Annotated in this window: 15 protein-coding genes; 9 read left to right on the forward strand and 6 right to left on the reverse strand. The window is 52.6% G+C overall.

Annotation, left to right across the window (positions count from 1 at the left end; translation table 11 throughout):
- Window positions 1-6 precede the first annotated feature (6 nt).
- The 5 genes from HPY71_16175 to HPY71_16195 form a co-directional block, all read right to left on the reverse strand.
- Entirely contained in the window at window positions 7-975 is a 969-nt protein-coding gene (locus HPY71_16175) for a sugar ABC transporter permease (protein NPV55026.1), read from the reverse strand.
- 102 nt (window positions 976-1,077) lie between these two features.
- The gene (locus HPY71_16180; GenBank protein ID NPV55027.1) at window positions 1,078-2,370 is read right to left on the reverse strand and encodes an extracellular solute-binding protein; all 1,293 of its coding nucleotides are present in this window, start codon (window positions 2,368-2,370) and stop codon (window positions 1,078-1,080) included.
- Window positions 2,371-2,635: 265 nt separating this feature from the next.
- Entirely contained in the window at window positions 2,636-3,577 is a 942-nt protein-coding gene (locus HPY71_16185) for a Gfo/Idh/MocA family oxidoreductase (protein ID NPV55028.1), read from the reverse strand.
- Between the two features lie 262 nt (window positions 3,578-3,839).
- Complete coding sequence (locus HPY71_16190; protein NPV55029.1) at window positions 3,840-4,616, reverse strand: SDR family oxidoreductase; 777 nt, start codon at window positions 4,614-4,616, stop codon at window positions 3,840-3,842.
- A gap of 327 nt (window positions 4,617-4,943) precedes the next feature.
- The gene (locus tag HPY71_16195) at window positions 4,944-5,726 is read right to left on the reverse strand and encodes a FadR family transcriptional regulator (GenBank protein NPV55030.1); all 783 of its coding nucleotides are present in this window, start codon (window positions 5,724-5,726) and stop codon (window positions 4,944-4,946) included.
- 420 nt (window positions 5,727-6,146) lie between these two features.
- On the opposite strand from HPY71_16195, the gene HPY71_16200 reads away from it, so the two are divergent.
- From HPY71_16200 to HPY71_16240, 9 genes are all read left to right on the forward strand, one after another.
- Window positions 6,147-7,487, forward strand: a complete 1,341-nt coding sequence (locus tag HPY71_16200; protein NPV55031.1) for an ROK family transcriptional regulator — start codon at window positions 6,147-6,149, stop codon at window positions 7,485-7,487.
- A gap of 348 nt (window positions 7,488-7,835) precedes the next feature.
- Window positions 7,836-9,146: a DegT/DnrJ/EryC1/StrS family aminotransferase gene (locus HPY71_16205; protein NPV55032.1), complete on the forward strand. Its 1,311-nt coding sequence runs from the start codon at window positions 7,836-7,838 to the stop codon at window positions 9,144-9,146.
- Between the two features lie 18 nt (window positions 9,147-9,164).
- On the forward strand, window positions 9,165-10,385 hold the full coding sequence (ald, locus tag HPY71_16210) for an alanine dehydrogenase (GenBank protein ID NPV55033.1): 1,221 nt from the start codon (window positions 9,165-9,167) through the stop codon (window positions 10,383-10,385).
- 28 nt (window positions 10,386-10,413) lie between these two features.
- Window positions 10,414-11,700 (forward strand): extracellular solute-binding protein, encoded by a 1,287-nt coding sequence (locus tag HPY71_16215; protein ID NPV55034.1) that lies wholly within the window; start codon window positions 10,414-10,416, stop codon window positions 11,698-11,700.
- A 237-nt stretch (window positions 11,701-11,937) separates the two neighbouring features.
- A complete protein-coding gene (locus tag HPY71_16220) occupies window positions 11,938-12,714 on the forward strand; it encodes a sugar ABC transporter permease (GenBank protein NPV55035.1) in 777 nt (258 codons plus the stop codon).
- A gap of 212 nt (window positions 12,715-12,926) precedes the next feature.
- On the forward strand, window positions 12,927-13,583 hold the full coding sequence (locus HPY71_16225; protein NPV55036.1) for a carbohydrate ABC transporter permease: 657 nt from the start codon (window positions 12,927-12,929) through the stop codon (window positions 13,581-13,583).
- Window positions 13,584-13,856: 273 nt separating this feature from the next.
- On the forward strand, window positions 13,857-14,654 hold the full coding sequence (locus HPY71_16230; GenBank protein ID NPV55037.1) for a creatininase family protein: 798 nt from the start codon (window positions 13,857-13,859) through the stop codon (window positions 14,652-14,654).
- A 141-nt stretch (window positions 14,655-14,795) separates the two neighbouring features.
- A complete protein-coding gene (locus HPY71_16235) occupies window positions 14,796-15,131 on the forward strand; it encodes a nucleotidyltransferase domain-containing protein (GenBank protein ID NPV55038.1) in 336 nt (111 codons plus the stop codon).
- Window positions 15,121-15,519 (forward strand): HEPN domain-containing protein, encoded by a 399-nt coding sequence (locus tag HPY71_16240; protein ID NPV55039.1) that lies wholly within the window; start codon window positions 15,121-15,123, stop codon window positions 15,517-15,519. Before HPY71_16235 ends, HPY71_16240 begins: the two co-directional genes overlap by 11 nt.
- Before the next feature lie 88 nt (window positions 15,520-15,607).
- Here HPY71_16240 and HPY71_16245 read toward each other — a convergent pair.
- Window positions 15,608-15,755, reverse strand: a 148-nt coding sequence (locus HPY71_16245; protein ID NPV55040.1) for a carbohydrate ABC transporter permease, incomplete at its 5' end; no start/stop codon positions are given.

Here is a 15,755-nt window from a genome sequence, read left to right on the forward strand (position 1 = left end):
CGTCTCCTATTCATACGAAACGCCCCTGTAGAGGAACTTGAAATATCCAAGGTTCATCAGAAGAATCACGATGGATATCACAAAGGCCAGCGCGGCGCCATATCCAAACCGCAGGAGCTTGAACGACTGGGCATAGGCCATGTAGTTGGCCACCATGGTTGCATCGGCCGGGCCGCCCTCGGTCAGGACATATATCATGTCAAATGCCTTGAGGGTATTGACCGATAGCACCACCATGATTATGACCATTGAAGGGCGGAGCAGTGGGAGCGTAATGCGCCAGAAGCGCTCGAAGACGCCGGCTCCGTCGATATAGGCCGCCTCATAAAGCCCGGCTGGAATGCTCTGCAGGGCCGCCAAGAAAAGCAGCGTGATAAAAGGCAACGTTTTATATACCATGGTCACTATCACTGCGATCATTGCGGGGCCAGGCTTCATCAGCCAGTTCTCGAAATGACCGAGCGCCCCCATGGAAATCAGAAGATTGTTTATAAGGCCGAGGCGTGGGTTGAACATCCACTTCCACATGAGGCCATTGGCTATGGGTGCAACAGCCCAGGGAATGAGCAACAGGGCACGGCATAGCCCGCGACCCTTGAAATTCTGGTTCAAAAGCAGAGCTAACAATAATGACAGAACCAGAGTCATCACCGTAACACCCACGGAGAAAACGATGGTTGCCTTGAAGCTCTTGATTATCCGTGGGTCAAGAAAGAGATTGATGTAGTTCTGAAGCCCGACAAAACTGAATTTACCCGTGCCGAAATCGATATTATTGAGGCTCATCCAGAATGCATAAATCATGGGATAAAAAAGCAAACCAACTATAGCAAGCATGGCAGGGGCTATGAGAATGGACCCGAACCCCTGTTCGCCCAGCTGCCTTCCTGAGCCTTTTCGATTGCTTGAAGTTCGACTGCCCGAAGTGAGATCCGCCGCCCGGGGGGCAGCCGGCGGCCTGAATTCCCGTGCCAAGGTTTATGCCTCCCTTCCCGCCGGCGCCAGGGCCGGGGCGGGGCCCGCTCGAGTTGGCTCCCCGCCCCCCGCCAGCGCTCTGTATGCTCCTATATACCGTTTTCATTTGCCGCTGCGAACGCGAATTACCTCGGCCTCCATCTCCTTCAGGGCCTGCTCTGCCGTCTTCTCCCCGAGCACATAAGCCTGGAGGATTGGCGACGTTGCCTCCTGCTCGGCGTTATAGTACTTGTCAGCCCAGCGCTCGTGAGGGTACTTGGCCTGCTCGAAGGCCACGGGGATGAAGGGGTACTGCTTCACTAGATCAGCATCATTAATCATGCTCTTCCTTACCGCTACGAAACCGTAGTCGGTCATCGAGAACTTCTGGATCTCGGGCGAGACCAGGAACTTCGCAAAGCCGACAGCCGCGTCCAGGTTGGGAGTCCCCTTGCGGATCACAAGGCCCATTGAACCAGGGAGTGAAGCGCTCCGCTTTGCACCAGGCAAGGCGCCTTTCGTTCCAAGATCTCCTGGGAATACGGTCAGGCCGGCCTTCTTCAGCATCTCGGGGAACTCCTGCCTCATGAACGATTCAACAGCGCCGATCCCTTCGTAGGTCATCGCCAGCTTGCCAGCGGCGAAGGCTTTGCGGATGTCCGGACCCAAGGTGTTGATGGCAGACGGATCGGCCCACGGAGCGGCATAGAATTGCTTTATCCAGTAAAGGGCCCGCTTCCCGTATTCATTGTTGAAGGCGGGAGCCAGCTTGCCATCCTTCTCCTTAAGAAATGCTCCGCCCACGTTCTGAATCGTTTGCATGAAGGAGGCGAAGAGCCCGAGCACGGCCCCTTCCCGGGCGAATCCGTAGATGTCAGGCAAGCCGTCGCCGTTCTTGTCCAGCGTCAACTTCGCGGCCGCGGCAGCCATCTCGTCGAGGTTTACAGGGGGCTTAAGCCCGGCCTCATTGAAGAGTTCCTTGTTGTAGTAGAGGCCATAGATGGAGAGGAACAGCGGCGTGCCGTACCACCGGCCGTTCCTTACAGTAGCTATCGCTGCCGCATCCGCTATATCATCCCTCAGGTCTTTGGGGAGATTGTCAGTGATGTCTTCAAGGTAGGGCTCAAACTCGGTGGTCCAGCCCTGGAAGCTCCACATCATGTCCCAGTCAGCCACCCTGTTGAACAGGCCCATTGCGACCTTATCATGATACATGGAGGCTGGCACGGATACGAACTTGACCTTTGTACCGGTCTTCTTGGCATACATGTCGAGGATCTTGTTCATCGTCTGGCCTGGTGAGTGATAAGTTATGATGGTGAGCTCGGATTTGCCGGCCGCAAATACTCCCGTAGTTCCTAGAACACCAAGAATTAGAGTGAGCACCAACAACGTCGAAACAAGGCGCCTTGCCATCTTTCACTTCCCCTTCCTTACTGTAGTTCTTCCTTACTAAATCATTTCGACTCATTTTGACCAACAATCTTGACCGACGCGCAATCGACCCTTCCAGAAACGACACGACAAACACAGCAAGCCTTCAATAATCCAGCCCAGAATCCAATCCGACCTGACCCAACCAATTAGAATCTAAGCCGGTTGAATTCCCTCCCGCACCACCTCCATGGATGATCATTGTTTCTCATTATCCGGAATATACTTTCAACATATTAAAAATTCGTCATGCCTCACAAAATTCCTGCAAGAGGACCGGCCTTCCACCCTCCTCCCGGGATTTGATCCCGGCGATTACCACCTTGACCATCTCGATCGTTTCCTCCGGGGGGTAGGGGTAGGAGAAATCGCCTCCAAGGAAATCCCTTACGAACTCGACGAAGGATTCCAGCTGCTTCTTGAACATGTAGAAGCTGTCCGCGATCGCGATGGTCCTGGAGGCTTTACTCCCAATGACGTCGTAGCGGGCGAGCTGCGAGCGGTAGATAACGTTGACCACCGCCTGCCTGCCGTCGGCGTACCTGAGGTGCACCACGTTCGCTCTCTCGGTGCCAAGATTCTGAACGCGCTCCACCCCGCCGCCGCTGATCCGCCAGAGGCCTTCGAGGGCATGTATTCCATACTTCTCCCAGCTCTTATTCATCATGCAGTCAACGAATTCGATCTCGCCTATGGCCTCGCGGTCCATCTCCTCGATCTCCCTAGCATAACGGTACCCGGATGAGGAGAGGACCGGCCTACCCTCCCTAAAATACCTCACAAATTCCCTCAAATCCGCCTCGTTATCAGTCAGGGGCTTGTCGATAAAAATAGGTATATTGCGCTCGATAAAGGGGCGGGCCAGCCCGAGGTGCAACGAGCCCACATCCTCCCCGATGATCACAGCGTCAACCTCCCCTATCACATCCTCGGGGCGGTCCACGATATGTTCGATCAGGGATGTAGCTGCGATATCCTCTGCATCCTCTCTATTCTCGGTCCAGACATGGGTCACCTTGGCCCCCTCTATGCCCAGATTCTCCCCGGGCTGCCTCGAGAGGTAATCATAAATGACGGGGAACGGGATTCTCTTCATCCTCTCCTCATCATAACCGCCGTTGATTATGGCGCTCCAGGAGTAGGGGTGCCCATTACCCTCGCTCCGTCCCAGCATCGCGAGTCTAATCATTACCGTCCTGCCACCTCCCTCTCATGTCCCAAATCCCAGACTAAATATTGCCGGAGTAACCACACCACAGTAGAACCAGCCAACACCCAGCCCCGCGTGAAATCCCAACCGACTGCGCTCCGTCTATGTTCCACGTCTATGTTCTATGTTCCGAAGGCTCTGAAGCCGATAAATTGAACAACATCCGGCGAAAAACGTCCTCCCCAACGGGATTCGATTCGCTCAATAAGATCCGCAATAAAATTCGCAAAGGATTCGCAGGCTACTTGGCTGTGTAGCCGCCGTCGACCATGAGATTAGCCCCGGTTATATAGGACGATGCGTCCGAGGCGAAGAAGACCACGGCCCCCTTGATTTCCTCTCCGCCTGCCATCCTGCCTAGGAAGGTCCGCTTGCTATATCTCTCGACAAAAGCCGGGTTTTGGTTTGCGAATAGCCCGCCGGGCGATATGGCATTCACGCGGACGCCATAAGGTCCGAGCTTGGCGGCAAGGTAGCGGGTGAGATTGATCATGCCTGCCTTGTGAAAGAAGTAGTCAGGCGGGGCATCCATCTCCGTCCCCTCGTAAAGCGAGAAATCAGGCCCCACCACGCCCTGGATGGAGGCGATATTGATTATGCTCCCCTGGCGGCGCTCCACCATATTCTGGCTGAAGATCCTGGTCAGCATGAAAACCCCTGTCGCATTTACCTCCATGGATTCCGCAAAGCTCTCTATTGGATCGTCATACCCTTTCATGGGCCGGGATACAGCGTTGTTGACCAGGATGTCGATCTTGCCCTGCTCCTCTAGGATCCTCCTGTAAAGCTCCCTGGCCGAGACCTCGCTGGCCTGGTCTAGCTGGCCGGCCAGGACCTTATAGCCCTTTTGGGACAGCTCATCCGCCAGGCCGTGACACTTCTCAACACTGCGCGATGCGATGTATGTAGTCGCCCCCGCCTCAGCTAACGCCTCCACGATGAACCTCCCGTACCGACCGGCACCCCCGGTAACAAGGGCCACCTTGCCATCAAGCAAAAAGAAATTAAGAGCTTTCATCTTCAACCACAAACCCCCAATGGATTTCTACCTCGAAAATAAATATCACCCCAGCTAAAGCCGTTTTCATCCTCTGTTGGTTCCGCCGAAGGCGGCATGGGCGTCTACCCCGGAAATAACCCGATTACTTCTAGGGACATTTTCATTCTCTATGGCGCCGCACCGCGGCATGGGGGTCTAACCGGAACCTACAATGTATCCTCATATCCTCAGCATTTCTTACTATCCGAAATATACTTCCGACATATTAAATCTTCGCGGTTTCTCATACGATTCCTGCAAACTACGATAATATTGTTAAGATTGTTAACATAGTTCTAACCCGCCCTACTGCTCCGCCTTCCCGTTCGCCAGCCCATTATTCTCTATCTCCTTCTCCGGATGCCCGTTCTCCATATACCCGGCGCCCGAGGCAGCCTGGTACCATTGCAGGTGGCGTCTCAATATCTCCGCAGCTTTGCAGGGGTCTTTCTCCCTTATGGCCTGGAGGATCTCCCTGTGTTCCCTGACAACCCTGGGGCGGTCGGTGCTCGAAGCGCCCGAGCGGGTCATCTCGAAGAATTTTGCTATCACATCGGCAAAAGCCGAAAGGGCTTTGTTTTTCGAGGCCCTGATGAGAACGCGGTGAAACTCCGCGTCAGCCCTTACGTGAACCTCCCAGTCGTCGCCGGCGTTTTCCATAGTCTCTATTGCCCCGGCCATATCGTCAATATCCTCTGCAGTCGCTCTATCCGCTACAAGAGGCATAATGCCAGTTTCAACAAGGCACCTGGCCTCGAAGAGATCCAGTACCGTCGGCTCGCTGAACTGTAAACCAAAGGTCAGGTAATCAACCAGCGCATCCGCGTCCAGGTTCCTCAGGACGATACCTTCCTTTTGTTTCGTCTCGATGATGCCGAGCGACTGAAGAGACTTTACCGCTTCCCTTATCGAGGTCCTGCTGACGCCGAATTGCTCGCACAGCTCCTTCTCAGTAGGAAGCCTATCGCCAGGCCCAAGGTTGTTCCTTATGATATAGTCCTTTATCTCTCGAGCGACGAGCTCGTATATCGGTTGCTTGTTAATAATATTCAAGGCCTCTCCCTCTACCTTCCTAAACCGGTATCCCATTTAGCACAGTATCCTATGACCCCACATTCACCCTCATACTCATCCGGTTAACGCCTATATAGCCCTTACCGGCACCTGCGCAGTGCCGTGGAGTGCCTGGGTAGTCATTATTTCTGGAGGCGGGCTTGGCATTTATCGTTTAAGATTATTATCATAATATCATACAAATGGATAAAAGGCAATATACCACCTGAAGACTTGCCATACGATATAGCATATTTTCTGTAGATAAGATATGCCATTAGGTGCAGTATACCGGCCCGGATGTCCGGGATCGCAACAAAAACCGCCGGCGGGAGGCTTTAACGGGGCTTGGAATCAGCAGGGGATTTATTTATAATATAAATTAATATAGCTACGCCATAATTATGGGCACCCCGGCCCCCTGGGGTAAATGGGGATATTAAGCTATGGAGGATATTGAGATCAAAAATGGTGCACCACAACCTCACAGGTAACCCCGAATTAATGAAGAAGCTAAATCGCTCCCTTATCCTTGACCTTGTCAGGCGCGAAGGCCCTATATCCCGCGTAGAGATAGCAAAACGCCTGAAGATAAGCTCCCCAACCGTATCCAACATTACACGATCCCTTATTGAGGAAAACTGGCTCATAGAGATCGGGCAGAAGGTCGAATCCTCGTCGGTCGGCAGGAAGGCTGTCCTGCTCAAATATAACGCGAAGGCAGGTTACGTGGTCGGCGCCTATATAGGAGAGGTCGAGTTCCATATCGCGCTCGCAAACCTAGGGGGGCAGATAATTGCGAAACGGAGATTCCCACTTGGGCTCAAGGGGCTCGAGGCGCTGGAGGAGATAATTCGCGAGATCACCAACATGTTGGAGGCATCAGGCGTAAAGTGCAACGACCTCTACGGCATCGGTATCGCCGTCTCTGCCGTGACGGACGGCAAAAATGGCATCGTCCTCCACTCACGCTACCTCCAGGGATGGGACGGCCTGCCCTTGAAGTCGATCATCCAGCAAAAGCTGGGAGTCCCGGTCTTTGTGGATAACGATGTGCGCATGGCGGTGCTTGGAGAGACCTGGGCCGGCGAGGGACAGGGTGCGACCGACCTCATCTTTATGACTGTGGGAACAGGCATAGGCCTAGGTATGATCATCGGAGGTCAGCTCCATCAGGGGGCCCATTCCGCGGCAGGCGAAGCGGGCGATATCATCATCTCCGAATCCCACGTAGCCAGAGCAGCTAGAACCCGCAATGCTGAATTCCGAGATAATACCTCCAATACCCCTGACGCCCCCAACACCAATGCCTCGAGTCCATCTGCCGGGACCGGCGGCCACTTTGAACAACTTGCCGGGTGGCAGGCCTTGATAGACAGGGCGAAGGACGCACTCAGGAAGGGACACGATAGCCTCATCGCTTCCCTCGCCGCCGGCAACATGGATGCACTCACTGTGGATGCGATCTTCCAGGCCGCCCGCCAGGGTGACGCCCTGGGCGTGAGCCTGGTTCAGGACGAGGCATGGTATCTTGGAATCTGCATAGCAAACCTGGTCAGCGTCCTCGATCCCGAGGTTGTGATCCTGGGCGGCGACATCGTGGATTACAAGGACCTGTTTCTGGATCGTATCAGGTTGATAATATCCGAGCTCATCCCAGTTATGCCGCGTCTTACTATGTCCCGGCTGGGGCGCGATGCAGAGCTCCTCGGTAGCATCAAAATGGCCCTCGAGGCTTCAAATGGCTCCATTGTAATAGCATCGGCCCCGCTATCTATCATGGCGGGGCATTCGTAAAAGCAAATTCTCATAAAATAAATTACAATTATCTAACGTTAGGAAGGATTTTAGGACCGCGCGGCGAATATATTTTATTAAGAAGGAAAATAAATTAATATGCCCTGGATATGCCTTATCCATAGGCGCTGCGCGAAGGCGCGCCGCAAGCGCGCTGTCCCGTGAGCGTAGTAGCTGCCCCCGGAGCGCAACCAGCCAATACCGGCAGCTTCTAGAACCTGCTGGTAGGCTGGCATAAACCTGGTAAACTGGCACAAGCCTGGTAGGCTAGCACAACCAAGAAACCTTCACCTAAAGTGACTCGAAGCTGCTACAGGAAGTCACTACAGAAAGAAAGGAGATAGCATTATGTCAACGAGAAAATCCTCAGATTTCAGGTATGACACGGGTGATGCCCGGGTGCCCTGGGCCGCGGTTGGCGAGAGCTACACCCAAGATGATGTCCTGGATCTGATCAAGTTCATGATCCAAAAGGGCGATGATACATATGATACAATCCTCCAAAGGATCACAGCTGATCTAAAGGAACTCGCCGCCCACGGATATCCCCCCGGAAAGCTCACCTTAGGGTCGAAGGTTGCGGAACTGGAGCGCCTCATAGATAGCTTCCTCGAGACAGAGAACAGCACCTTCATAGCAAATGCTACAGCGGGCTTTGAAATAGGATACCGCTATGCCAACCTCGAAAAGGGCGATGAGGTGATAGTCCCTGCTATAACATTCATAGCGACGATATCCTATCCCCTTGCTATAGGCGCCAAGGTAGTCTTCGCCGACGTCGACCCGAGGACCATAAACATGGATCCAAGGGATGTCGAGAGGAAGATAACCAAGCGGACAAAGGTCATCGTCCCAGTTCACATAGGCGGATGGCCGGTTGACATGGACCCCATCATGGACCTAGCCAAAGAGCACGATCTACTTGTGATCGAGGATGCCGCCCATGCATTCGGGGCTGTGTACAAGGGCAAAAAGGTGGGCACGATCGGGCATTTCGGCGCGTTCAGCTTCCATGAGGTAAAGAATATAACCTCCTTTGGGGAAGGCGGTATTGTCACCTGCAACCTCCCGTTCAAGGAGGACTTGAAGAAGTCCCGGTTCCTCGGGCTCGACCTCTCGAGGAAGATCAAGAACTGGCTGTATGATGTGGTGGCCCTCCAGGGGAAGTACGGCTATTTTGTTGCAAACAACTGCTCCTCCACTGAGATTCAGGCTCTGGGCCTTATCCGGCAGATGGCAAGGCTCGATCAGATCATTGAGACCAGGAGACGTAACGCCGAGTACCTTTCGAACAGACTTAAAGAGAATGATGCGATAATACCGCAGCTACTTGATACAGATGATATCCAGGCAACCTATCACCTCTACCTGCTGCAGATCGATCCAGAGAAGGCAGGGGGAGATATCCAGGATCTGAAACAGAAGCTCCAGGCGCGGGGGATCGTCAATATACCGCATTTCGCCCCGCTATACAAGTTCGATGTCGTGAAGAAGCTCGGATACGACGTTGAGTCGATCGAGAAGAGCTGCCCGGTTGCGGAGGAGGTATTCAACCGCCGGTTCACCCATCTACCCATCTACGGCCTGTCGCAGGAGCAGCTGGACTATATGGCGGACGGTATTCTAGACGCAGTAGACGAAATGCAAAAAGGCAAGTAAGGAGCGCGTTAGTCAAAGATGAAGATAGGCATTCCAAAGGAAATCAAGGAAGAGGAATACAGGGTGGGCATAGTCCCGGCCGGGGTTCAGGCGCTTGCAAGGGCGGGCCACACAGTGTTTATCGAAGATGGCGCCGGGCTTGGAAGCGGCATATCAAACGAGGCCTATGTGAGGGCGGGTGCGGTGATACTACCCTCCCCAGAAGAGGTATTTGGTGAGGCGGAGATGATCATAAAGGTTAAGGAGCCTCTCGCGCCCGAGTACCCGCTCTTGAGAGAAGGCCAGGTCGTCTTCACATATTTCCACTTCGCGGCGAGCCGGTCCCTGACTGACGCCATGCTCCAGAGGGGGATAATTGCAATCGCATATGAAACCATCGAGGAGGATGGGACGCTCCCCCTACTTGCTCCGATGAGCGAGATTGCCGGCCGGATGTCGGTGCAGGAGGGCGCCAAGTGCCTCGAAAACCCCATGGGTGGGCGCGGGGTACTCCTTGGGGGCGTCCCAGGCGTCCCTCCGGGGAAGGTGGTCATCATCGGCGGCGGGGTGGTCGGTGCCAACGCGGCGAAGATGGCTGCGGGCCTGGGTGCCCAGGTTACGTTGCTCGATATCAATCTCGAGAGGCTCCGCTACCTGGATGACGTGTTGCCGCCCAATGTCGTGCTTATGATGTCCAATGAGCATAACATCCGCGAGATGCTCTGCGATGCAGACCTCGTGATCGGGGCGGTGCTCGTGCACGGCGCCAAGACTCCCGTTCTCATCTCCCGGGATATGTTCAAGGACATGAAGCATGGGGCGGTGCTCGTTGACGTAGCGATAGACCAGGGCGGGTGCGCCGAGACGAGCAGGCCGACGACCCACAAGGATCCGACGTTTGAGGTGGATGGCGTGATCCACTACTGCGTCGCCAACATCCCGGGCGCTGTTGCCCGCACATCGACCTTCGCGTTAACGAACGCCACCCTGCCCTACGCCCTTGAGATTGCGAATAAGGGCTACGCCAGAGCTATTAAGGAGAACCCGGCGATTGCCAAAGGACTGAATGCCTTTAAAGGAAGCATCACATGCAAGGCGGTGGCGGAGAGCTTCGGCATCGATTGGGTGCCGGCGGAGGAGATAATCGGCACAACAACTCCACTAGCGCCTGTCTTCCCAGCAGGAGCCCAGGGGGACGAGGGGGTGAGAGACGCCAAAAACGTCGTTGAAAAGGCCCGCACAAATCTCAAGCCTTCTTAACAAAACAACGAAAGGGGCGTAGAGGAGTATGACACGAAATTCAAGTATCCTTGGGTGGCTTAGAGTCTCCCTCACGTTATTGCTTTGCTTCGGATTGGTCTTGGGGGCAGTTGCTCTTTCTGAAGCTAAAGTCAGGGTCCGCGTTATGGCCGAGGGCTGGATGTTTGATTACTTCCCGCAATTACGAAACTGGGCATCGGATTTCAATGAGAAGCATCCAGAGGTCTCGGTTGAAATGCTCAAAACCCCTAACACTGAAGACGTTTACAAACAATTCTTAATGAAGTTCAGAATAAAGAGATCAGATATGGACCTCCTAATCGGGCCACACTCGGGTAACATACTTCCATTTGTTCAAGGCGGCTATTTTGAAGACTGGAGCAAATACCTGCCAGCAGAGATTAAAGCCGATTACCCGGAGGGCTTCCTGAAGGCTTGTTCATACAATGGAAAGCTTTATCTCCTACCATTTTACGACGAGATCACAGGGATCGCATATAGGAAAGATCTTGCCCAGGCAGCCGGCATCAAAGACGCCCCCAGGAATTGGGATGAACTATTCCAGTATGCAAAAAAACTAAATAATCCTCAAAAGGGAATATGGGGTATGTCGTGGGATACAGAATCAGCATGGTACTTCATGAATACAGCATATGTCCCAAGAATGATTTCGCTCGTAGGCGCAGATAAGGTATATGATAAGAATTGGGTCATAGATACGTCCAGTAAAGCAGCCCATGAAGCATTTGCCACGTTCAAAACATGGAACGATTCCGGAACTTACCTGACAATACCCAATGTCGCCAAATGGGAAGAAACGGAGGCCTTCAAAGCAGGAAAGGTAGCCATTCTCGGTCACTGGCTCTCGCATGGAGCATGGGCGGAGGAGAGCTGGGGCAAAAAGAATATAGGGTACTGGCCCATCCCTGCAGATAAATACCAGGGAAGCTGTATAGCCATAGGCGGCGCCGCCATAATCTCGCTGAGTTCAGATGAGGTCAAGAAATGGGCGGCAAAGTTCTATATCGAACAGGTTATACCTAATCTCGATAAGGCGCTAATGGCTGCTGGCTGGACCCCGCTCCGAAAATCAGTCTATCAGAAACCCGATTCACCTTCATGGATGAGGGATATATTAGATCAGAGCCTCCAGAATGTCGTATACCTCCCGCCGAGCGCCATTTTCTACGATATGCAGGAAACAACAGCTCTCGCAATACAAAAAGTCCTGCTTGGTCAGGCGACAATCGAAGCTGCTCTCAAAGAGGCGACGGCGACTATCAATAAGGCTTATCAAGCCGCTGCGGGCAAGTGATCTAGGGCTATATCCTATGGGGAGGGATGCCAGCATTCCTCCCCGATCATCTTTTGATCCCGTTGTCATTAGCTTTGTTTACATCGTCATAAACCTTGGCCACGAGGAGGGGGTGCTGCGGTGACAGGCAGTCGCCAAGTACGAAGATATTTTACCGCATATACGTTTCTATTACCCTCGTTAGTCCTTATATCAGTCATGTGCATATATCTTGTGGCTTCCACATGCTACTTGAGTTTGACCAATTATCAGTTTCTAGCGCCTGAGAATACGCGTTTCATAGGCCTAGGCAACTACTCCGAAGCCCTCAGGGATCCAATCTTCTGGAAGGCCATGGGGAATTCCGCATATTTTCTTATACTCAATATCCCGCTTGCCGTAGTGCTGCCTCTATTCTTGGCCGTCATGATAAATACAGGACTCAAGGGCGGGACATTCTTTCGGACCAGTTTTCTGATCCCTTGCATGTTATCGGTTTCGGTGGTTGCGCTCATATGGATGTGGATATACAATCCTGTCTACGGGATACTCAACGATTTCCTGAGACGCATCTTTAGTCTAAGCCTCAAAACGAGCCTGCTCGGTACCCCCCAATGGGCCATGCCGTCCCTTGCGCTTGTATCGGTTTGGCTCAGGCTTGGATATAGCACCCTTTTCTATCTTGTGGGGCTGAGCGACATCTCTCCGGATCTGTACGAGGCTGCATCGATCGACGGGGCAACGTCCTGGCAGTCTCTAACAAGGATCACCTTACCGTTACTAAAGCCCTCTTTTGCAATTGTGTTTCTGATCGTGACCGTCAACAGCCTGCGTGAGCTGGCCCTTATGAAGGTCATGACCGAGGGCGGCCCTGTGCAAAGCACCTTAACCGCGATGCTTTATGTTTATAAGGTCGCCTTTCAGCTCGGCAACTGGCGCTTGGGTTATGCATCTGCCCTTGCGCTTATACTATCCGGGGTAATCGGGATCCTGTCCCTTCTATATTTTACCGCAATGTATGGGGAAAAACGCTAGGAGCATGGGAGGTGACTTACGTGGCGCGTAAGAACTCTAAGCGTAAGGTCTCACGAGGTTTTAACTATATCATTCTATCTCTGGTAACCATATTTACCCTCTTCCCTATAATATGGATTATCTTGACCTCCTTCAAGGAGAATAAGGATATAACTAAATTGCCTCTTACGCTTCTGCCGCGTATCTGGACGCTAATTAACTACTCCAAAGTTATGGTTGAGGTGCAAGATTATGGAACCTATTATCTAAATTCTACCATCATAACTATAGTTTCCATGGTTATTATCGCTCTTCTGAGTTCCTTTAGCGGTTACGCGCTTGCTCGGTTTGAATTTCCCGGGAAAAGGCTCGCCTTCGTAATGAACATCGGTCTTCTGGTCATTCCCATGGAGATCACCCTTGTCTCAACATTTACTCTTCTTTACAAATACGGTTTGCTAGATACGAAGCTTGGTCTCATCTTACCCTACAGTACGTTTCTTCTTTTCTTCTCCACGCTTGTTATGCGGTCGGCCTTTTTGAACCTCCCATCAGACCTGGAGGACGCCGGCCTCATCGATGGATGTTCCGAATTCAGGATATTTTGGAGCATCGCGTTTCCGCTCGCACGAAATAGTGTGATCTTCGTTCTGATAAACGCCTTCATATGGATATGGAATGAATTTGTATTCGCGAGCGTCATTGCTTCATCTCCGGCGTCAAAGACCCTCCCTGTAGCCATTGCTGAGGTGCAGAGGAATTCTGGCTGGTGGGATTTTGGACAGATAACATCCGCAGCTGTCTTGACCATGGCGCCTGTCATAATAATCTTTCTCATCTTCCAGAAGCATTTCATGAAGGGCCTTATGGAGGGTGCGGTCAAGGGGTGACGAACTCACCGAATTCCTTGCGGCGTGACCTTGCGTGACTAAATTCGACCCCAAGCGGGTCGCTGAGTTCAAATAAGGTAACGGTAGCTAGGTTTAAATCCAAAAGTCACCATCACTCTTCCAGGGGTTGCCGGTGCTTGCGTGACGGGGCCGTTGAAATTTGGCAATGCCCTCGTGCCAAATTTCAACGGAGGCGCGCCGCAAGCGCGCCGTCCCCGGAACGCAACACCGGCAACCCCTGGGACATGCTAGCAAAGAGGAGGAGCTAGGCTTATGCAAACTGAGAATAAACAAGCGAGAATTTGGGAATTTATGACCGTCAAAGAAATGAGGGAAGCGCTGCAAGAGACCAAGACCGTCATCCTGCCGGTAGGCGTGATCGAGCAGCACGGCTATCACCTCCCGCTCAACACCGATGTCTATAATGCCTGCGAGCTCGGGCGCCTCGCGTCGGAGCGCACAGGCTGCCTTGTCGCCCCGCCCATTACTTATAGCTTTTCCGGAGGCACGCTCCCCGGGACGATCAATATCAGCCCTCAGCTCGTATCTCTCCTGATAATGGAAGCCTGTCAGGCGCTTGCGTCCCACGGACTGGAGAATATCATAATTCTGCTCGGGCACGGCGGGACCGAAAACACGAAGGCGACTCAGGACGCCGCAGATATGTTTCTGCGAAAGAACCCGCATTTGCGCCATGTTAAGCTGGCGCTCGTTCCATTCTTCGAGCTCTCGGAGACCTTTATGAAAGCCTTTGCAGATAAGGATTTCCATGCGGGCTACGTCGAGACCTCACTGATGCTTGTCTGGCATCCCGAACTCGTCAGGGATGAGATGCCAACCGATACTCCAGACCTTATGGAGATGTTCCGGCGGGACCAGGATGCTTACCAGGTAATCGAAAAACCGATCGACAGCAAGTTTATCTGCCTACGTATAACCCAAAACCCTAAAATCCAGGTAGGAGTTATGGGCGACCCGAGCAAGAGCAGCGTCGAACTCGGGAGGAAGATAATAGGCGAGTGCGTCGATGGGCTGGTCGGCTTGATTAGGGAGATGGAGGCTCAAAGATGAACCGAACTCGGTAGCTCATGATAAGCTGGTGATAAGCTCGTGATAACTGACACAGTTTGTGATATTATTATAGACGATGGCAGGGAACCCTTATATGCAGAGAATCTATATATAGCGGTAATTTAATTAGGAGTGTGAAATATGAGCCAATCGGCTTTTCCTCCAGTTACGGAAGAACTCCTAGCCGAGCTGGTCCGGCGAATCCTTTTGGTAACACAGCCGAAATTTATAGCTTTATTTGGCTCACGCGCACGAGGAGACTCTAAACCTGATAGTGACCTCGATATCCTTGTGGTAGCGGAATCAAACCTACCGCGCTGGCAGCGCTCAGCTCCTATCCGACGCGCTTTAACTGGTTTATTCCCCGCCAAGGATATCGTTGTATATACTCCTGAGGAAATCGAAGAATGGAAAGCGGTCCCGAACGCCTTTATTACAAGCATACTACGAGAGGGGAAAATCCTTTATGAGGGATAAGTACCATCTAACTAAGGGATGGATCCTTAAGGCAGAAAGCGACTTGGCAGACGCTCGCCGTACGGTGGCAAGCGAAGGACCCTTTGACACCGCATGTTTCCACTCCCAACAAGCCGCAGAGAAATATTTAAAGGCCTTTTTAGCTTATCATGGGCAACCTATACCACATACGCATGACCTTGAAGAACTTGCCCGAATATGTTCCAATTTAGACGCTACTCTTGGGTGGGATGAACTCAACCTAGAGGAACTTACAGACTATGCTGTAGCATCTCGTTATGATGACGAATTCTGGCCGGAGCGAGATGTTGCCAAAAACGCCCTCTATAGGGCTGAAATAGTAAAAAGGGCTATATTACAGCGTTTGCCTCCAGAGGCCAGGCCTTAGGACAGAACACGTACGCAATGTACCGGGTCCTTTGCCAGGTCCTTGAATTATTCGGCCGAGAGCGCCGGATAGAACAGCGGGGAAGGTGTCACTTCACCGCCCCCGCCGTTAGCCCGCTGACGAGGTATTTCTCTATATACAGGAACAGTATGAATACCGGGACCACTGCAACGAGCGAGGCCGCGCAGAGATACTGCCACTGCACATTGTATTTCCCGATGAAGGCGTATATGCCC

The sequence above is a fragment of the Bacillota bacterium genome (genome assembly GCA_013178125.1).
Taxonomy (GTDB): domain Bacteria; phylum Bacillota; class SHA-98; order Ch115; family JABLXJ01; genus JABLXL01.